The sequence below is a fragment of the Treponema porcinum genome (assembly GCF_900167145.1).
Taxonomy (GTDB): Bacteria; Spirochaetota; Spirochaetia; order Treponematales; family Treponemataceae; genus Treponema_D; species Treponema_D porcinum.
On the sequence record NZ_FUWG01000006.1, the window covers coordinates 123,158 to 144,243 of the forward strand.

General features: G+C 44.5%; 12 protein-coding genes and 1 pseudogene. 11 read left to right on the top strand and 2 right to left on the bottom strand.

Features of this window, described 5'->3' with window-relative positions; genetic code table 11:
- Positions 1–9 precede the first annotated feature (9 nt).
- Positions 10–9,717: a FlgD immunoglobulin-like domain containing protein gene (locus B5D55_RS05135; RefSeq protein ID WP_143593202.1), complete on the bottom strand. Its 9,708-nt coding sequence runs from the start codon at positions 9,715–9,717 to the stop codon at positions 10–12.
- A gap of 335 nt (positions 9,718–10,052) precedes the next feature.
- Between B5D55_RS05135 and B5D55_RS05140 the strand changes: the two genes are divergently transcribed.
- From B5D55_RS05140 to B5D55_RS05165, 6 genes are all read left to right on the top strand, one after another.
- Entirely contained in the window at positions 10,053–10,499 is a 447-nt protein-coding gene (locus tag B5D55_RS05140; protein WP_078932938.1) for a PTS sugar transporter subunit IIA, read from the top strand.
- 117 nt (positions 10,500–10,616) lie between these two features.
- Complete coding sequence (locus tag B5D55_RS05145; RefSeq protein WP_078932939.1) at positions 10,617–11,192, top strand: hypothetical protein; 576 nt, start codon at positions 10,617–10,619, stop codon at positions 11,190–11,192.
- 127 nt (positions 11,193–11,319) lie between these two features.
- Positions 11,320–12,120 (top strand): transglycosylase SLT domain-containing protein, encoded by an 801-nt coding sequence (locus B5D55_RS05150; RefSeq protein WP_234975378.1) that lies wholly within the window; start codon positions 11,320–11,322, stop codon positions 12,118–12,120.
- A gap of 208 nt (positions 12,121–12,328) precedes the next feature.
- Complete coding sequence (locus B5D55_RS05155) at positions 12,329–12,940, top strand: winged-helix domain-containing protein (RefSeq protein WP_078932941.1); 612 nt, start codon at positions 12,329–12,331, stop codon at positions 12,938–12,940.
- Positions 12,941–13,167: 227 nt separating this feature from the next.
- Entirely contained in the window at positions 13,168–14,289 is a 1,122-nt protein-coding gene (serC, locus tag B5D55_RS05160) for a 3-phosphoserine/phosphohydroxythreonine transaminase (protein ID WP_078932942.1), read from the top strand.
- Positions 14,290–14,306: 17 nt separating this feature from the next.
- Entirely contained in the window at positions 14,307–15,488 is a 1,182-nt protein-coding gene (locus B5D55_RS05165; RefSeq protein ID WP_078932943.1) for a 3-phosphoglycerate dehydrogenase family protein, read from the top strand.
- A gap of 16 nt (positions 15,489–15,504) precedes the next feature.
- Here B5D55_RS05165 and B5D55_RS05170 read toward each other — a convergent pair whose 3' ends face one another.
- Positions 15,505–16,245: a rhomboid family intramembrane serine protease gene (locus B5D55_RS05170; RefSeq protein WP_234975379.1), complete on the bottom strand. Its 741-nt coding sequence runs from the start codon at positions 16,243–16,245 to the stop codon at positions 15,505–15,507.
- Between the two features lie 95 nt (positions 16,246–16,340).
- Here B5D55_RS05170 and B5D55_RS05175 point away from each other — a divergent pair, with 95 nt between their 5' ends.
- From B5D55_RS05175 to B5D55_RS05200, 5 genes and pseudogenes are all read left to right on the top strand, one after another.
- The gene (locus tag B5D55_RS05175; protein ID WP_078932944.1) at positions 16,341–16,649 is read left to right on the top strand and encodes an ATP-dependent Clp protease adaptor ClpS; all 309 of its coding nucleotides are present in this window, start codon (positions 16,341–16,343) and stop codon (positions 16,647–16,649) included.
- A complete protein-coding gene (locus tag B5D55_RS05180; protein WP_078932945.1) occupies positions 16,646–18,967 on the top strand; it encodes an AAA family ATPase in 2,322 nt (773 codons plus the stop codon). Before B5D55_RS05175 ends, B5D55_RS05180 begins: the two co-directional genes overlap by 4 nt.
- Positions 18,968–18,971: 4 nt before the next feature.
- Entirely contained in the window at positions 18,972–19,241 is a 270-nt protein-coding gene (locus B5D55_RS05185) for an ACT domain-containing protein (protein ID WP_078932946.1), read from the top strand.
- A gap of 150 nt (positions 19,242–19,391) precedes the next feature.
- A complete protein-coding gene (locus B5D55_RS05190; protein ID WP_078932947.1) occupies positions 19,392–20,369 on the top strand; it encodes an Rpn family recombination-promoting nuclease/putative transposase in 978 nt (325 codons plus the stop codon).
- Positions 20,370–20,852: 483 nt separating this feature from the next.
- Positions 20,853–21,086: pseudogene (locus B5D55_RS05200) on the top strand (glycogen-binding domain-containing protein); the annotation flags it as partial.

Consider the following 21,086-nt stretch of genomic DNA (forward strand, 5'->3'; position numbering starts at 1 on the left):
TTCCGCCTTTTATTTTACGACCATAACTTTTCGCGTTTCGTCTATGCCGTTTCCGAATACGCGTATAAAGTACAGTCCGCGTGCAACTTTCTTTCCGCTCTTAGTTGTTCCGTCCCAAGTATAATTGTGTTCGCCCTGAGATGCTTCTCCGTGCTGCAAGTATTTTACAATATTTCCGTCAAGCGTCATTACAATTACGTTTAGGGTTCCGCCAGACGGCATATTTACCTGAACGACAGTTTTTTCTCCGTTTGCTGCATTAATTACGTTGTTGAAAATCGTAACACCGCCGCGTTGTTTTGTAATGTCCTGCAATTTAAATGACCACAAATCTACAGAAGTAAGGTAACCGCTGTTTTTAAGACGTAGCGCAAACAGCGGACTTTCTTCCGTTGTGTAGGTGTCGGTGAGGGAATCGTATTCCGGGGCGTGGCATATTTTTACCGGATTGTTGTTGGCGTCCGAAAGGGCAAAGAGGAAGGAAATCTGGTCTCCGCTTTTCCAGCCTGCATTTTCCATTGTGGTGCTGTTCAGTGAAAATCGCATTTCGTTTTCCGTCTTTGCATCAGCCGGCATTTCCCCTTTAATTCCTGCCAGAACAGTTTGCTTTGACATTACGTTATTCTGAGGTGAAAGAGCCTTGAATATTGGAGAACGTTCCTGCGTGGCGGACGAAGCGGCTATGAAATTCGGAAGCCATACCCGCCAGGAAGAAAGTCCTGTGCCGGAGATATTCTCGTTGTATGTGACGGAAACAGCCTGTGTATCCGGCGTTGAGTCAAAATATGCAAATACAGTTGTGTCAGCCGGTGCTTCTCCGTTTTCGTCAGACAGATTTGCTTCTATGAACAAATCGTAACCGGCAGAAAGAGTACCGTAGTTTTTCTGTTCTGCGTTCCAGTCGTGGACTGCCCAGCTTCCGTCCTGATACATCTGCTGTGAGAAAAACGCTCCGTCTTCCGTTGTCCGCGCATCATACGCATAGATTGGATTTACTATGTTGATTGCAAAATCGCTTATTGCGTGGGCAGATTTATACGGAAGACAGTTTCCGAGCGTATCCTGAATGTAGGTTATGTTTGCATTCTCTACGCCTGAAAGCGGATCAACAGACGTTTTTCCCGTGAATGCCTGAATCCAAAGATTTTTTATGTCGCCGTATGTTAGTGAGCGGTTCAAAGGAATTTTAAGACCGGTAAAATTATCATTTTTGAACACGACATCTACATCTTTTTCCGTACTTACGAAAATGTCTGATACCGGAAGTTGTGTTTTGGAATCTACAAAACGAAGCGACTCGCGCAATGCTTCGGAGAACTGTTTTGTTTCCGTCGTTCCGTCATTGTTGTAGACTGTTACGGCATCAGTGTTCAGTTTTTTGTTGAAAATGATATATAGTTCTTCGTATGTATTTCCGCTGTCATCAGGAACAGCACCTACGCTCATATTGAACGTAGGTGCTGTTCTGTCTATTGTGGTAACTGTTCCGCTTTTCATTCTGTTTCCGGCAAGATCCGTTACAAATCCGTTTTCGTTATACGTTACTTCGAATGTTGTTTTTAGCGGAATTGAAGAATCTGCAAAATGGACAGAAAAATAAAGTCCGTCCTCACTTCCTGTTGCATGAGTGATTTCTGACTGCGTACGGAATACAAGGCCTTTTGCGCCGCCGGTTATTTCATCACTTCCAAATGAATATGTATCGGGTTTGCCTTTTATTTTGTAAGAGAAAGACGACGATTTGTTATAAAGCGATGCGTAGCGGAGTCCGCCAGAAGTCCTGATTTTTTCTTCTGTGCTGAACGGACGCGCTCCGCCGAATATATCTGCGGCATACGAAAATGGTGTAAACAGTGACTTGCTTTCGGAACACCAGCCTGTCTTTATGTACCAGGCCGGCTCGTTCGTTTCGTTGTCAAACACGTGGAATTCAATTCTGTCCAGTGTGGTGCTGTCTGTGTCATTTGTACCGATTGCTTCAAATCCTGTATCTTCATTATTTGTTATGTTCTTATAGACTGCAAAAGCCGGCGGAAGAGTATCCCATTTTCCGTACAACTCAGATTCTTCTGAACTGACAGACAGTTCTGGTAATTTATGGGCGGAAGTTCCTGCGGCTTCTAGTACATTTCCGTTGAAGTCCTTGATAAGCGGAGAGGAAATGCGCGTTACAGTTCCAGACGGCGTTTCTGCACTGTCAATGTAGCCTTTCCAGTGTTTGAATGAACCTCGTACGGTAGAAACAGTTTTATCTACGTAACCTGCAATAGAAATGCGAAGGCTGTGTGCGTTAAAAGAGTCTTCTTCTCCGGCATTTACGGAGAATTTTCTGTAGAGCGAATGGACAAGGTTGTCTTCCGTTCCGTTAGAGCCGGTCTTAAGCATTCCAGCGGCTGTTTTTATAAGACCAGAAACAGTAAGTCCGTTACCGGAAGTTCCGTCTATTTTTCCAAAATCATCCTGAACCTGTGTGTTCTGCACGGTTTCTTCTTCAGTGGACGTAAGGAGAATATTTCCTGTGTTTACCGGCTCGGAGTATTGCAGTTCAATAAAATTATGCGAATCGTAGAAAGGCTGGCTTTCTGCAGTTCCGTCATTTTTCGTATGCAGTTCCTGACCAGTGCGGACGGCAACAAGAACAGGGGCGCAAAGGTCGGCAGTTGCGGTAAACGTTGCGCCGGAAGTTTCATTTACGGAAGAAAGTTGAGGTGACTCTGTATAGTAATGTGATATTCTGTTTTTATGTTCGTCACGAAGCGTCTGCCAGACGGACTCCAGTGCTTTTGGAATGTTCAGATACGGTATGGCGGTACGGTGAGTTCCGTCCCAGTCCGTACTTTCATTTGCACCGGAGGAGATTCCAGTTGCGTCTGTATTCCATTTGTCAGAGTTTGCGGTTTTCAGGAAGAATACGGAAAGATCGCCTTTTCCATCGGTGGATTGGGTACATTCCGCCGTTGTATACGCGCCTTCAAAGATTTTTTGCGATGTTGATGTGGAGCCGAATTTAATGTGTTCAAGAGCAGCAGAAATCTCATTACTGGAATTTTCGATTTTTAGCGGCTGTTTTGTTATGCTGTCTACAAATTCCACGCGGATAACGTTGTCATAGACAGTATAAGTTCCGCTTAAATTAGCGTTTCCGTCTGTGTCTTTTGCATTTGCGGCATTATGTACAAGAATTTCAGGGCGACTGAAGAAAACTCCGTCATTGTTTCTGCCGTCTGCGTCTGTGCCGTTTTCTGCGGCAGAAAGAAAGGCTTTGCCTCCGTCGATTGGTGATACCTTACAATGTACAATTTTTGCGTTGTACAGTTCGGCAAATGCGTCCGTTGCCTTGTCGTTTGCTTTTAGTTTTAAAGTCCAGCTGCCGATCGGAGTAAGATCCGTTCCGTTGTCATAGAAGTTCTGCCCGGCGGAAATTGTTATTCCTGGAAGTATGCTGAATGTTGAGATGTATTTTCCGTTGTGATTTATTGTTGTTCCGTCCGGCATTTCGTTCGGGAACGCTGAAAGAGAGTTTTTGGCGATGACAGAGCCGTTCCGTCCGGTGTATTCAAATAAATCTGTAACACCGATTGAACTGTCTTTATACATTGTGGAAATATCTCCGTTCAGCAAAATAATGTCTTTGTCTACGGTTAAGTTTCCGTTCTGGATAACCGTTCCATTAAAAAGTGCGTAGTTTCCGTGAATGGAAACGTCAGCATTGAATGTAACCTGCGCCGGACTTTCGCCTTCAAGTGCGCTGATATATAAGTTTGCCAAGCCTGCAGGGGTAGTGTCATTACCTACGGTGAAATTACATACGGTGAATGTTCCTGGTTTTATTTCTGTTTCGTTATATATATATGTGTTGTTTTTTAAAATAATTTCCTGTGCGGTAATTGTTCCGGCAATTTGGTTTTCTCCGCTTCCGTCCTGTGTGATTGTGGAAGCTTCGATGGAACAGCCGGGTTCAAGGAGAAGAATGCCGCTGTTTGAGAAGACTGCTGTTTCTGCCGTATCAAGCTTTGCTGTTTGGGTAAGGGTGATTTTTTCCGCCGTTACCGAAATTTTATTTGCTTTCAGTTTTGAATTGAAATAGATGTTGCCTTTTCCGGCGGAAAGGGTAAGGCACGGTGCAGAATTGACGGCGGGTTCAACCGGTGTATTTATGTTGATGTTGCCGCCATTTGCTGTATCTGAGGATGATGTGAGAAAGATGTCGCCGTTAAGGGTGAGCGTTCCGCTTCCATTGAAAGAAATCGGGGCGTTTTTTGTCGTGATACTTGTGGTACTTGACGTTCCACCGATGGCGAGAGTTCCTGTTCCGTATTGAATAAAGCCTTTGTCTGCGGTGATGTCTGCCTTTTCTGCTATGGTGAAAATGCCGCTGTGCGTAACGGAAAGTTTTCCATTTGTTGTAACTTGTTTTTGCAGGGTGACGTCATTGCCTTTTATGGTGATGTTTCCTAATTTTGTACTCTCTGAACCAACTGCACCATATACGGTGATGTTTCCAGTTCCGCCTGTCAGTGACAAAGTTTTTTCCTCACCAGAAACTGATGAAACAGCAGAAACTGCTCCCAGCGTAATTGCCGCTCCGGTTTCATTTCCTACTGCACCTGTTGTCTGGATGGTGGAATTACCTGTAAGCGTGAGTGTTTTTATATTCGCGTCAGAAGAAAGAACGACTGGCGAGGAGTTCGTGATGATTTTTCCGCTGAGTGTTGTATTTCCTTTCGTGTGCGTTATTCCGCCTTTAAAAGTAAACGTGTCTTCCGTATTATTACCGAGCGTAAGCGTTCCTGTCGTTCCGAATGTTACAGAGTTTGTAACGGTTGTCGCCGCGTTGAATGTTATGTCAAAGTTAATGACAGAATGGTCTGTGGTGTTGTTAATTGTAACTGCCGTAACATCGTTATTGAACGTTACTGCGCCTGCCGTTTCCGCTGTATTTTTCATTTCAATAGTTGTTGCGTTTATGGGAACGTTAAAAATTGCATCAGCATTTGTGTTGATTAATGTCAGTGTGTTTGCAATGAGTTTTCCGTTTTCTGTTCCTTCTGCTGTAAATCCGCCGGCGCTTGTCTGTATTGATATTTTATTGAATGTCGTTGTATTTGCCAATTTAAGAGTCTGCCCTGTGGTTTCCGTAGAACTGAACAGAACTATTCCGCCGTTTGCATTAAACGTTGTGTATGAAAAATCTGCGTCAGAAGAAAAATTCGTGTTGCCGGAAGATGCCGTGAGTTTTGCCGGGGTGGTTTCGGTTGCGGTAGAACTACCGTATGTTCCGCTGAAAGTGATTTTACCGGAAGAACCGTTGATTTCTCCGTCATTCGTAACGTTTCCACCAAACGTTACCGTTCCTTCCGTTCCTGTAATTGTTCCGCCGGCTGAAACCGTTACCGCGCCGTTAAAAACTGTAGTTGTCGTACTGCACGTTATTCCGCCGCTGTTTGTCGTTTCGCCAAACGTTACTGCTCCGTCAGAAGCCGTAATTTTTCCGTTGTTTGTTACTGCTCCTGTAAATTGCGCCGGTTGCGAGCCGAGCTTGATTTCTCCGGAATTGTCAGTTGTTCCGACGACATTCAGGGCGGAATTGTTAGTCTGCATATCAAGCGTTCTGTTTGCGCTTGTTTTTAATGTGCCGTTTATATTAAATGTTCCATTAACCTTAAGCACAGATGTTGTGCCGTCATCTGGCAGCATTACGTTATTGAATGTCGTTGCATTTGTCAATTTAAGAGTCTGCCCTGTTGCAGAATTGAACACAACTGTTCCGCCGTTTGCAGTAAACGTTGTGTATGAAAAATCTGCGTCAGAAGAAAAATATGTATTGCCGGAAGATGCCGTGAGAATTGCCGGTGTGGCTTCGGTTGCGGTAGAACTTCCGTATGTTCCGCGGAAAGTAATTCTGCCGGTAGAACCGCTGATTTTTCCGTCATTCGTAACGTTTCCGTTAAACGTTACTGCGCCACTGCTGCCGGTAATCGTTCCGTTGTTAGTAACTGTTGATTTGAATTCCGCTGTTCCGTCCGTTCCTATAATCGTTCCGCCTGCAAAAACCGTTACAGCACCGTTGTATGATTGTGTTCCGGCTGTTACCGCTCCGCCATCAGAAACTGTTGTTTCGCCGTATACGGTAAACGAGGTAAGCTGTGCGTTGAACGTTCCATTTACAGTGCAGTTTGAGGAAACGGATTCCGTTCCGACGGAAAGCGTCTGCGCCGTGTCGTTTGTTTTTATTTGCGAATTTGAGTCTTTTCCGAGTGTGACTGTCTGTGCCGCTCCGCCTGAATTTGCAATAAGCGATGAATTTGCGTAAAGCGTAACGTTTCCGTTGTAGTCTTGAGCGCCGGTTGTAGTTACGTTTCCGTGAAGCGCCGTGTTTCCGTTGATTTCAAGCGAATTGCATTTTGCACCTGCGGCTATTTTAATTTCTTCTGTAGTTGCTGCCGTTATGGAAACTTTGCCTCCGCTTCTGACAGTTATTTTGCCGGAAAAAATATTATCCGTAGAGGAAAGCTTTACGTCTTCGCTTCCCGTATTTATCGTCGTAGTGCCGGAAACTGTGACTGTATCTGATGTGCTTGCGCCGTTTGTAAACACAAGGTTTTCGTAATTTTTTCCATCCTGTGAAGAATCGCCGTCCCAGGGAAGCGATGTGCCGATAGTTCCGTAATATTCTACGGTACTGCCCAACTCGTTTTTCATCGTTCCTGTAATGCTCTGCGTACCATCCAGGCGGACTGTTCCGTTGTTTGTAAAACTATCGACGGTTACGCTGTAACTTGCAAGGTCTATTGTAGAACCGGACTTGACAGTGATTGATTTTAACGTCAGGTTTGAATTGACTTCCAGTGTGTTTGTTGCCGGCTCATCAACTTTTCCGATTGAGATTTCTACTTCATTATTGTCTTTTTGAGGTGCAGCAGCAACTGCCAGTCCGTTTGTGTCTGTCCAGTTTTCTGCTTTATCCCAGTCCGTGTCTTCTGTGCCTTTCCATATATACGATGCGCTGAACCAGTTTGTGTTTCCGCCGTTGTCAGTCCATGTGCTGGAATTTGGTGTTCCAGCAAGGACATATTTTGAATTTGAGTTTGAAATTGCTGCGTATTGAACGTTTACCTTGTTGGCTTCAGCTTCAAAAGTCCATGAATCGGTGGTAGTAGTTGACGTTAATTGTACTTTGTTTCCTGAACTGCCGGTAATAGTGAAATTCTCGGATACTGTCTGCGTTTTTCCGGCTTCAAATGTAACTGTTGCTCCGGCGGTTGTGCATTTAAAATTAAAAAATGTGTTGTTGCCCAAAATCGTTGCACCGCTGCCGGAAACAATAACTGTTCCTGTTCCGCAGTTGAACGTTCCGCCGTTATTCCATGCTGTTCCGTTTGATAAGGTGATTTCTGAATTCCCTGCGTTCAGAGTTCCGCCGTTATTCCATGCTGTTCCGTTCGATAAGGTGATTTTTGAATCCCCTGCGTTCAGAGTTCCGGTGTTTTCTATTGTAAGTCCTGCGTTTGCGGTGATGGCGCTTAAAGAACCGCAGGATAATATTCCGCTGACAGTTATAAGTCCGTTTGCCGTAAGAGAGCCGTTTAGTGTTGTTTTGCCTGTGTTATCGAAGATGACGGCCTTTACGGACTGACCGTTTGGCGTAAGCGTCTGAGCCGTACTTCCTCTAAAACGAAGCGAACTGTTGTTTACCGTAACAGTTCCGAACTCAGCATCTTCATAAAAATCAATATATGTGCTGTCCGCGGCTGAACCGACGAGCGTTCCGCCTGTACCTGCGTATTTTTTGGAAAAAGTGACTGCCGCCGTATCGTTTACGCTGTTTCCTGCCGTGATTTTTCCGTCATTCGTAACGCTTTCTAAAAAGAGCAGTTCTCCGCTTCCGCCGGTAATAGTTCCGTCATTAGTTAATGTACTCCCGAACGAAACTTCTCCTGCGCCGCCGGTAATCGTTCCACCGTTAGTAACAATTCCGTCAAACGATACCGCGCCGTCTGTTCCTGTAATCGTTCCGCTGGCTTCAACTGTTACTGCGCCGTTAAAAATTGTGCTTGTCGTACTGCACGTTATTTCGCCGCTGTTTACCGTTTCGCCGAACGTTACTGCGCCGCTTCCACCGGTAATCGTTCCGTTGTTAGTTAATGTACTCCCAAACGTTACTTCTCCGCCACCGCAGCTGATTTCTCCGTTATTCGTAACGTTTCCGCCAAAGTCTGCATTCTTTACATTCATTTTTGTACCGGAACTGACAGTTGTCGTTCCCGAAACGGTAAGCGTTCCTGAAGACAGCGTTGTATTTCCGTTTGACGTAAAGTTTTCGGTTACGGTCATTGAATTTGATGAAGTAAAATTTTTCCCGGCGGTAATCTCTACATTACAAAAAGACGAGTTATCCGGGTAGTCCGCAGAAAATTCTGCATCAGTCTCTGAATTTCCAAAAACGACCGTTCCGCCTGTTGCCGTAAAGTTACTGTTTCCTGTGCATATAAGCTTGTCTACTGTAAGCGTTCCGCCTGTCATTGTGACTTTTGCGTTTGATGTGATTGTAAGAGATTTTAAAGAAACATTAGCTGATATTTCAGGGTAATTTGAAACCCCGGAATTAATTGTTATTTCACTTGTAGATGTGATTTCAGAAATGTTTGTTATTCCAGTCCAGTTGGCCACATTCTCCCAGCTTGAGTTTTCTGCACCTGTCCATCTAGGCTTGTCTTTATAATAAGAAATTACTGCAAGTTCCATTGAATTATCAGGAGTGCGGATAGTGAGCGTAAAACCGTCGCCGGGAGCTAAATTTTCCGGTTCTGAATATTTTAAAGTGAACTCCGCTTTTTTATCTGTAGCTGTCGGTTCGATGGGAAGATAACCGTTTGAATCTCCGTTCTGCCCATTAAAAGAGAAAGTTCCTCCGCCAGTATTTGTTGTGGTAAATGTATATGGGTACTTAACTTGTTCAAGGCTGGGGTCATCTGTTTCGTTTCTTGTAATCGTTATCGTTATGTTAGTTGTAGGAAAATCGTCTAGTCCTGTTGCCGTTACTTTATAATACGTTGGTTCTCCCAAAGGCAGTACTTTCAGTCCGGTTCTACGGTCATAGGTAATTTTTGACTCTCCATAGTCAACATTTGCTCCCGACGCAGGAAGATAAAGCGTTCCGCTGCCTTTGAAGGTTAATTTTCCGTTGTCATTAGCATTTCCATATAAAGTTGTTGAAATTTCAAGTGTTGTTCCAGAACTTATGGTTACATTGTGGTTATTTTTATCTGGAAAGTCAAAGGTCTTTGTTTTTACGCTTCCGCCCCCGGTAATTACAGTGTTTGTATCAAAACTGCCACTGTATTCTGCATTTACAATAAATGATGAACTAGTCAGTGTGTGTCCGTTTGTGTTTATGGTGACCGTATAGCTGCCACCAGTTCCAGTTTGAAGTTTTGAAATTTCAATGTCATCGTCAAGATCTACTGTAACTGCTTTATCTCCTTTAAAAATTGCCGTATCGCCTGTTCCCGGGTAACTGCTTCCAGAATCTGAATACCAGTTGCCCACATTCGTCCAGTTTGAGTCTGTTCCTCCGCCTGTCCACGTATAGTCTGCTCCCCACGTTCCAATTGCACACAAAACGTATGCGGCAAAAACCGCGCAATATTTTACGGTGCGGGCGCGTTTCAAAAAGAAAGAGGAAATCGTGTTTTGGAATAGTGCAGAAGTTTTCACAGTATCTCCAAAAAGCATTCGTAAGTAAGAAAGTCATTTCCCTGCCTGGAGGCAGACTGTCTCTTTACCTGGAGACAGAGTATCTTCTTGCATGGGAGATATACTATCTCCGTTCCCATGGAATCAGTTGTCTCCTGGTAATGGGAAAAATACCGTCTTTTACTTACAGTCATTATATCACTTTATCTGTATCGGCTTCTATTGTCCTGCAATTTAGAACTTTCCGCGCGACTGCGTTTTGCATCGGAATTGTAAATGCTTTGTATATAAAATTTACGTAAAGTTTCGGTTCTTTTTCCTTGACATAATTTCTATCTGTAAATAAACTGTAATATATGGATTTGAGAACTGTTTTAACTACCGATACTGTAAACCTTCATTTGCAAGGTACAACAAAAGAAGAGATTATTGATGAAATGCTGGACATTCTTGTAAAGGCCGGCAAAGTAACTGATAAAGCCGGAGCCCGCGAATGCGTTCTTGACCGCGAGCGCAAGATGTCTACGGGTATGAAGCATGGAATTGCAATACCGCACGGAAAAACTGATTCAGTAACTGATTTGGTTGCCTGCATCGGTATTTCAGACAATCCGGTAGATTTCGATTCTTTGGATCAGGAACCGTGCCGCATATTCATTATGACGCTGTCACCTGTAAACAAGACAGGTCCGCACCTTCAGTTCCTGGCTGAAGTAAGCCTGCTTTTCAAAAGTGCTGATAAACGCCAGCAGATTTTAAGTACGCAGGATAAAGCTGAAGTAATTAAAATTCTTACTGAGTAGCAGACCGTTGGCGCGCTTTTTGCGCTGTATTCTGATTGGAGATTGCAGACCTTTGTGCGTAGGCGCGAAGGTCTTTTTTTTTAACTTAAACGTTGTTTTTTTTTGGCAGGGTAAAATATGAAACAGAATCCTTTGTTCCGGTCAGAGAAAAATTCTCTTGTCCGCATTGAAGATAATCTTGCGTTCAGTACATCGGAACTGAACGCCGTTTCTCTGGAAAAAGCGGCTTCCGGTACGGCAGAAATTCCTTCCGGAAAAAATACCGTTACGGCGGTTACAGTTCCCTGGCACTCTGTGGAACTTGAACCGGGCGCATACAATGAGGAAATTCTTGCCGCTCTCCGCACATATCTAAAAAAACTTGAGGAAAACGGCCGCTTTGCGTTTATTGTTCCTGAGGCGGAGGAAAGCCTTTCTGACGCAGACAGTGCCGGTTCGTTCATAAGTGCGATGGTGCATACGGCGCGCCGCGTAAAGGACTGCGAAAGCGTAATCGGTTTTGCCCTGCCGGAACAGTTTATCCGTAACGACGGTTCTGCCGGAATTTCTGCGGACGGCTATTCGCGCTGGTTTGTAAACGAGATGAACGTAAAGCATTCGCATTATGTGTATTTTGCAGACGGCGCGCTTATGGAGCAGCTGCATCTGGATGCGGAAAGTTCTTTTAACGGTCTTGTTTTATACAGAATGTAACCATTTGCGAAAAACCGCAACGTTTTCAATAAAAATTGAAAAAAAAACAGAAAAAAGTTGAATTTTCTCTTGATTTAAATTGACTGATGTGTCATTATGCTGATGAAAGCGAATGAGCGAGGGAGTTATGGAGTGTACAGATATGACACAGCCGGAAACTTCAGAATTCGGTAAATCATGCCGCGACTCGATAATCTTCTGCAGCCTGATGCTTGTTGTTGCAATAATCGTGGCTGCCGTTCTGCCTGCAAAAGACACTGCTTCATCAATTCCTGTTGTAAGTGCTTCTACTGAAACGGAAAATGAAATTGCCGCCGATTTTGGCGTAATGATTGAAGAAGCCGGATTTACGGCGACAAGGGCAGTCAGCGGAGATGAAGGTCTTGCACTTTACCGTCAGCCTTCTTCGCGCGGAGCTGTAGAATGGTTCTACCTCCATGTTACCGGAAACAGGGATATAACTATGGCTATCCTTGAGGAAGCCGAGAAAAATAATATTCCGCTTTCACTTGCATTTGCGCTTGCGTATACCGAAAGCCGTTACAATGTGAATGCGGTTAATAAAAACAAGAATGCGTCGATTGACCGCGGTCTGTTCCAGCTGAACAACAGGTCTTTTCCGCAGCTTGAAGAAGATGACTTCTTTAATCCTGCTGTAAGCGCAAAATACGGAATGTCGCATCTGCGGTTCTGTATGAACGTTGCAGGAAATGAAGTTACGGCGCTGGCTATGTACAACGCCGGAACGACAAAGGTTCGTTCAAACAATACGCCGCAGTCAACTTTGGTTTACGTCGGCAAAATTATGGCTTACCGCGAAAAGCTTGACAGGCTTTTTGCAGAAGAAGTATCACCATACTTCGATTCAAGCCGCCAGATGTCAGGTATTTCCGTTGCGTTTTTGGGCAACCGAAAATTTGACAGATAAAACAGTCCTCCTTATTTTAAGCAATACCGTTTTCCCATTCTTTTACCGGCATTGCTTTTTTTTTGTTCTTATGGGATTATCTCTGTGAAAAAAATCACAATAAACGGTAAAAACGGCATCTTTTGGGCAAAATAACGCTGTTTTATGGCAGAACCGGCTGTATTGTCATTGCTGCGCTTGCCGTCCGTTTTTATAATAAGGGCATTAAATGAAAAAAATTCCTGAGCCGACAAGACGGCGGCTTATCCAGGTGTTTCAGTTTCTTTCTGGCTGGAAGAAAAGCAGGATTACATCAGCGGATATAAGTGCTTTTTTGGGTTGCAAGGATTCTCTTGTGCGCCGCGACTTTAGTTTTGCAGGCTGTGCACCGGGTGTTTCCAACGGCTATGACGTTGAATCCTTGAAAAATGTGCTTGCATCTGTATGCGGCGTTTGCCCGGCGGACGGTAATGCGCGTAAGAAATGCTGTATTGTAGGATTGGGACGGCTTGGTGCTGCGCTTCTTGACGACAGTTTTTTTGAGGAAAGTGGATTTTCCGTGGAAGCAGGATTTGATTCCAGCGTAAACCGCCTTGAAATTATGCGCTCTACGTTTGAACTGTACCCTGCAAGCCGCATTGAAACGGTCGTTCCGCAGCGTAAAATTGAATATGCGCTTCTGTGCTGTGCAGAAAAAGAGGTTCCTCTTATGACGGAGCGGCTTGTTCGCGCCGGAGTACGGGGCATTGTGAATTATACGAGGGCGGTTCTGAACGTACCGGCTTCTGTGAGGGTGGAAAACTGTTCTCCTGTAACGGCGCTTATGAACGTACAGGGATAATTTTTCCGTCTTTTAGGGAAGTGCTGATTAACACTTGAAGCGATTACTCAGCACTTCCCGTCAAATTGCCGTAAGTCATTGACTTACGGCAATTTGCTACATTCAAGGTTAACACTGAAAAATCCTCAATAGGATTTATTCAGTGTTTCCTTAGGTTTTTTTTGAAAAAAAATACGGCAGCCTTGAAAAATCATGGTGCGCCGCAAAATAAATTTAAGAGGTGTAAAATGAGTCGTGTGTACAACTTTTCAGCCGGACCTTCATGTCTTCCTGAGGAAGTCCTGAATGAATGTGCTGCAGAAATGCTTGATTACAACGGAACAGGTCAGTCCGTGATGGAGATGAGCCACCGCTCAAAGGCGTATGAGCCTATTATCGAGGATGCAGAAGCAATGGTTCGCAAGCTGATGAACGTTCCTGACAATTACAAGGTGCTTTTTGTTCAGGGCGGAGGTTCCACACAGTTTGCAATGGTCGCAGAAAATCTTGGAATTCATACAGGAAAGGCTGCATACATCAATACTGGCGTCTGGGCAAAAAAAGCTGCCGCAGAGGCAAAAAAGCTCGGCATAAAAGTTGACGTAATCGCTTCAAGCGAAGACAGGAATTTTTCTTATATTCCTAAAGTGCAGAAAGTTGAAGGTGACTACGACTATGTATACATCTGCTTCAACAATACGATTATGGGAACTCACTACGAGTATATTCCTGATACAGGAAACATTCCGCTTGTTGCAGATATTTCTTCCTGCGTTCTTTCAGAGCCGCTTGACGTAAGCAAATTCGGACTTCTGTTTGCAGGTGCTCAGAAAAATCTTGCTCCGGCAGGCGTTACGCTTGTCATTATCCGCGAAGATTTGATTACGGAAACTCCGCTTGCAGGAACTCCTACAATGCTTTCTTACAAAACTCACTCTGATAACGGAAGTATGTACAATACTCCACCGTGCTACACAATCTACGTGCTAGACAAAGTTCTTCACTGGATAGAAAAGAACGGCGGTGCAGAAGGAATGTATAAGCGCAACAAGGAAAAGGCAGACTATTTGTACGGCTTCCTTGATTCTTCTGATTTCTATCACGCAACTACGGAAAAGGGAAGCCGCTCGCTTATGAACGTTCCTTTCCTTACAAAATATTCTACGGGCGCAACGGACGAGGCAAGCCTTGCAAAAGAAAAGGAAATCAACGACAAATTCGTAAAGGAAGCTGCGGCCGCAGGTCTTGTAAACCTTAAAGGACACCGTCTTGTAGGCGGAATGCGCGCTTCTATCTACAACGCAATGACGCTTGACGGCGTAAAGGCGCTTATTGAGTTTATGAAAAAATTTGCCGCAGAAAACGCATAAAATCATCGAGGTAGGAAATGTTTAAAATTCAGACATTGAATAAAATAAGCGCGTCGGGATTAAGCCGTCTTGACCGCGATAATTACGAAGTTGCAACAGACATTAATAATCCGGATGCAATTCTTGTTCGCTCGGCAGATATGCACGAGATGAAGCTTTCTGACAGTGTAAAGGCAGTAGCCCGCGCCGGAGCAGGAACTAATAATATTCCGATTCCTGAACTTACGGAAAAAGGAGTTGTTGTTTTCAATACGCCGGGTGCGAATGCAAATGCCGTAAAGGAACTTGTCGTTCTTGGACTTTTGCTTTCAAGCCGTCCGGTAATTGATGCAAATGCATGGACAAACGCTCTTTCCGGTAAGGGGGATGAAATTCCTGAACTTGCGGAAAAAGGCAAGTCAAAGTTTGTAGGTCCTGAACTTAAAGGAAAAACGCTCGGCGTCATCGGACTTGGTGCAATCGGTGCAATGGTTGCAAATACTGCAATAAAGCTTGGAATGAACGTTATCGGCTACGATCCGTTCCTTTCAATTAATGCGGCGTGGTCTCTTGACCATAACGTACAGCATTCAGAAACGCTTGAAGGCATTTACAAGAATGCAGATTACATTACGCTTCACGTTCCGCAGACAAACGATACAAAAGGAATGATAAATGCATCTTCGCTTAAAATGATGAAAGACGGAGTTCGCATTCTGAACATAGCGCGCGGCGGTCTTGTAAACAATGCAGATATGCTCGATGCCGTAAAAAGCGGAAAAGTTGCGTGCTTCGTTTCTGACTTTGCGGCTGAGGAACTTTTGAATCAGCAGAACATCATATGTCTTCCGCATCTTGGTGCGTCAACGCCGGAAGCAGAAGATAACTGTGCACAGATGGCAGCACTTCAGCTTAAGGATTTCCTTGAGAACGGAAACGTCGTAAACTCTGTAAATTTCCCTAAGACTGTTACTGATAATCCTATTCCGGCTGGTGGAACGCGCCTTTGCATAAGCCACAAGAACATTCCTGATACAATCAGTAAGTTCACTACGATTCTTGGAGAGGCAAAACTTAATATTGCCGGAATGATAAATCAGGCGCGCGGAGATGTTGCGTATAACCTTATTGACGTTGACGGAAAAGTCGGTGATGACATCATCGCAAAACTTGCCGCCTGCGAAACAGTTACAAAAGTCCGTCCGATATTCCGCGCATAAACGCGATAGGACAAGACTATAATTCAATTGAGCCGACTACGGTAGAGTCATCCTCTTCCGGAGCCGGCTTGTTTTTTACTGTACGGCTGCATCCTTCATCGCTGCTTTTATTTCTGTCATCCTGTTTTTTCTGCGCCGTGCCGTTTTTCCGTGAGGCAGCCTTTGGCATTGCAAGGAATGCGAACATGCTTCCGCAAAGACCGCCTGCAATGTGTGCAAGAGTTGCAATATTCTGGTCAGACGGGCGTGCAAAAAGTTCCCTTCCTACGTACAGTATAAGAATCAGTATAAATGAAAGTGGAATTTCGTTTTTTGAGATGCTTGTAAAAGAAGTAAGAAGAATCATCATAAAGGCGATGTCGCTTGATCCAAGCATAGGGAGCGGAGAAAAACAGGCATTAAGAACACCCGTTACAAGTGAAGTAACAAGCATCATAAGTGCAAGAACAGGCGAACCGTACCGCTCCTCAATTACAGGCCCAAGCAGAAGGATGAACGAAAGGTTTGATACAAGGTGATTCCAGTCTGCGTGTCCAAAGATGTGAAGTACAAGCCGCAGATAGTCAAGCGGAACGTGTATGTTAAAAGGTGCGGAACTTCCGGCACCTCCGGGTACAGTAAAGAATGCCGGAATCAGCGTTCCCTTTAAAAGTGCGTTTAATACCATAATAAGAACGGCTGTAAGTGCAAACGTAAGCGTAACCGGCGCATTGTACGAAATGCGTATTTTTTTGAAAAAAGAGCTTTTTTTACCCATTCTTTTATTATAGTAATATCGCAGCAGTTTTTCTATATCACGATATTGCGCAGCATTTTGTTTATTTCCGCCGTCGATTGTGTTATATTAGTAATATGTCAGAAGAAGTTAGAATGGAAGGTCAGCAGGCGGTTTCCGTTACTACAGAATTTGAAATTCCGCCTGAATGCTGCGTAGTTTTTTATAATGATGATTATACTACAAAAGATTTTGTAGTTGAGGTACTTGAAACTATATTTGCCAAAAGCAAAGGTGAAGCAGTCTTTCTTATGGAAAGAGTTCATTCAGAAGGCTCTGCCGTTGTGGGAGTATACACCTATGACATTGCCGTTACGCGTGCAGGACTTGCAACTGCAAAGGCAAAAAAAGCAGGATTTCCGCTTAAAATAGAGGTAAAACGATGAAGATAAGCGCGCTTTTAGGCAAAATTCTTTCTGAAGGGCTCATTCTAGCAAAACGTTGCCGTCATGAATTTTTTACGCCGGAACACCTTTTGTACGCTGCTCTTGACGTAGATGCCGTTCGTGATATGGTGGAACTTTGCGGCGCAAGCGCAGACAGTCTTCAGAAAGACGTGCGTAAGTATATAGATACAAAAATTCCTGTGAATGCCGTTGACGTTCCGCTTGATAAAAATCCTATAGAAACGTCAGGGTTTCAGTCCGTTATGAACAGGGCAGTCTTCCATTGTGTAGAAAGCGACCGCGTTGTAGTCGATATTACAGACGTTCTTGTGAGTATGTACGATGAAAAGAAAAATTACTGTTCCTATTATATGAAGACAAACGGAATTGAACGTGCTGCTCTTGTGGAAGTTGTGTCCCGCTACAAGCAGATGCAGCAGGACGGCGTTTCAGAAATTCCTTCGGAAGCATCGGCAGAAAGTAACGGCCAGCAAAGACAGGGCAGGCGTTCTGCACTTGAACGGTTTTGTACTGACATGACAAAAGTTGCGCGTGAAGGCGGCTACGATAAGCTTGTGGGGCGCGATGATGAAATTGAACGGACGGTGCAGGTTTTGTGCCGCCGCGTAAAGAACAATCCGCTTCACGTAGGAGATGCCGGAGTCGGAAAAACAGCCGTTACTCAGGGACTTGCACAGCGCATTGTCAGCGGAAACGTTCCTGACGAACTAAAAAACAGTTCCATCTACAGCCTTGACATCGGACTTCTGATTGCCGGTGCAAAATTCCGCGGTGATTTTGAAGAGCGCCTTCACGCCGTCCTTGACGAACTTATGACAAAGAAAAATGCCGTTCTTTTCATTGATGAAATTCATATGATAATGGGCGCAGGAACGAACGGCAATTCGAATATGGATGCCGCAAATCTTCTTAAGCCTGTGCTTGCCGGCGGAAAAATCAGGATTATCGGCTCTACGACGTTTGAGGAATATGCGCGTAATTTTGAAAAAGACCGTGCGCTTGTCCGCCGTTTTCAGAAAATTGACATAAACGAGCCTGGACGCGACGAAACGGTGCGCATTCTGGAGGGGCTTCTTCCCAAGTACGCACAGTTTCATCACGTGAAGTACAATAAGTCTGCCGTTCTTGCCGCAGTTGACCTTTCAATCCGTTATCTTTCTGACCTGCGGCTTCCGGACAAGGCAATTGACGTTATGGACGAGGCTGGTGCTTACCAGAAAATACACCGGCACGGAGGAACGGTAAATGCATCCGTAGTAAGGCGGATTGTGTCGCGGATGGCGAACGTTCCGGTGGAAACGCTTTGCGGCGGCGAAAAAGCGCACCTAAGGGATTTGCAGCAGCTTCTTGAAAAACAGATTTTCGGGCAGGGAGAAGCAGTTTCTGCCGTAGTAAAGGCGGTAAAGCGCGCACGTGCCGGACTTAAAAATCCAGACAGACCGGATGCCTGTTTTCTGTTCGTCGGACCTACCGGCGTCGGAAAAACCGAGCTTGCGCGCTGTCTTGCCGAGCTTCTGGGCGAGCCGCTCCTTCGCTTTGATATGAGCGAGTATCAGGAACAGCATACCGTAAGCCGCCTTATCGGTTCTCCTGCTGGCTATGTAGGACACGAGGAAGGCGGACTTCTTACGAGCAGCGTCCGTAAAAATCCGCATTCAGTAGTCCTGTTCGATGAAATCGAAAAGGCGCACGATGACATCTACAACATTTTCCTTCAGGTGATGGATTACGGAATTCTTACAGATAATCAGGGGCGAAAGGCAGATTTCAGAAACTGCATTGTGATTATGACAAGCAATGCTGGTGCGCGTGATCTTGAAAAAAATAAAGTCGGATTCGGAACGGCAGGATTTTCCGGCGTATATGACGTTCAGAATGAGTCTGCCTCGCTGAAAGAAGCTGTGGAAAAGGAGTTTCCGCCGGAATTCAGAAACCGCCTTGATGCGGTAATTCCGTTTGCTCATCTTGAAAAAGACATCGTGCTGTCAGTCGTTTCAAAGGAATGCGAAAAACTTGCGCGCCGTCTTTCTGCAAAAAAAGTGCGGCTTGCCGTTACGTCCGAATGCAAGCAACATCTTGCCGAAACTGGTTATTCGCGCCAGTTCGGGGCACGCAACCTTAGCCGCACCGTAGAAGAAAAAATTGCCGCACCGCTTGTTGACGAAGTGCTTTTCGGTCAGCTTAGCCGCGGCGGAACTGTCATTGCAGACATAGATAACGGCGAAATAACGTTCTCGTACGGCGGCAAGGTGAATTATCTTTCTCATTGCAACTACGCTGATTTTTCGGTAGTATAGCCGTATGAATGCAATTATTACAGTTGTCGGTAGCGACAAGGTCGGAATTATTGCTACGGTCAGTTCGTTTCTTTCCGAGCATAAAATAAATATTGAAGACATTACGCAGACTATCCTCAGTGGCAATTTCGTTATGATGATGATGGTAAGTTTTGGCAGTGCGGACATTACAATAGACGAACTGCGCCAGCAGATGAACAGAAAAGCTGAAGGAATGGGCGTTGAAATCAATATTATGAGCGAAAAAGTATTCAGTGCAATGCATAGGGTTTAGGCGCAGAACCGGTTGGCTTTATACCGTTAACTGATTTTAGTTTTGCTTCAGTTTTTGCTTTGCAAAGCTGACAGACGTTTTTTTTATTTTTTTTCTGCAAATTTTGCCCTTTTTTCATACAAAACTCGATATATATGCAGAGGTATCTGTATGAAAAAAGAAAACCAGCTTACGCCGCTTGAAAAATGGGAGCGGCTTACGTTTGCTGATAATTTTATCTTCTGTAAAGTCCTTAATGATAACGTAGATATCTGCAAGGAACTTCTGGAGCTTCTTCTTGAAATCAAAATCGAGAAGATAGAACTTCCAAGTGCCGAATACAGCCTGAAAACTGATTTTCACTCGCGCGGAGTCCGCTTTGATGTCTATGTAAAAGACGGCGGCGGACGGTCATTCGACATTGAAATTCAGACTGCGCACGCAACTTCCCTTGCAAAAAGGGCGCGCTACTATCAGGGGTTGATGGACGTAGACTCCGTTCATACCGGTATGGATTACAGTAAGCTTAAAGAAAGTTACGTAATCTTTCTTTGTATGGGTGACGCCTTCGGAAAAAAACTTCCGCGATACACTTTCCGCTATATCTGTGAAGAAGACGGCGGACTTCGGATGAATGACGGAACCGTAAACATCTTTTTCAATGCCAGAATGTATGATAAAATGGAAACTGAAGGGTTGAGGTCGTTCTTCAGGTTTCTGTGCGGAATGAAACCTACCAGCGACTTTACGGACAGACTTTCCGCACTCGTAGAGCGCACGAAACTCAGCGCGCAATGGAGGCACAGCTATATGACCTGGGAACAGGAGATGAAATATCAGGCGAGGGAGCTTGCACAGGAACTTGCCCCTGAAATAGCCAGAGAAATGGCAGTAGGTATAGCTAAAGATATAGCTAAGGATATGGCTAAAGATATGGCTAAGGATATAGCTAAGGATATGGCTAAGGATATGGCTAAGAATATAGCTAAGGATATGGCTGAAGAAGCTGCTAAAGAAAAGGTTAAAGAAACGGCACTTAATCTTCTCAGGCTGAACGTTGCTGCCGTAGATCAGATTGCGCAGGCAACCGGACTTTCCGTTGATGAAGTAAGGGAACTGAACGATACATTGCAATCAGCACAGGCTTAAGTAAGTAAAATAAGCCCGGATTTTATAATCCGGGTGAAATCTCCTCTTTTTTTCTTTTCAAAACGTAAATTTGCCCGAAAAAAAACAACCGTATATGAGTCCGGGCTTTCCGGAAAGTCACGGCGCATTCTCTTTTTATATTTTACCGCCGGCGGAATGGTAATCGTGCGGTCATCAGGCAGAAAAACATACGGAAACTGTATTTTTGACTCCGACACCCTGTATTTTTGAAAAAAACAAAAAAATCGTAACTTTTTTAAATATTTTTCTTGACGGCGTTAAAAAATGTGCTAGACTTAAAGAGTGCGTGAAAAACAAGCGGATTGGAGTTGTTGTCGACAGAAATCCTTATGCAGGTGACACCTTTGTTTTTCAATCCTGAAAAAACAGGCAGTCACTGATGATAAGGCCCATTCTGTCTACGAAAACCCCGGGACGTTTGTACGCGCGATTTCTATCTATTTATTAATTTGGAGGAATTTGATGAAAAAATTATTCGCTTTCATCTCCCTTTTCCTGTTGCTCGGCATCGGCAGTGCCTTTGCTGACGTAACTGTGAAAAAACTTGCCGACGGCAACGTAGAGGTTACCTTCTTCTACGGAAACCCTCGCGCTACGGAAGTTCTCCTTGCAGGAGACTTCAACAACTGGCAGAACGGTGCCGAAGCAATGACAAAGACCGACAAGGGCTTTACTATTACAAAGACTTTCAAGGCA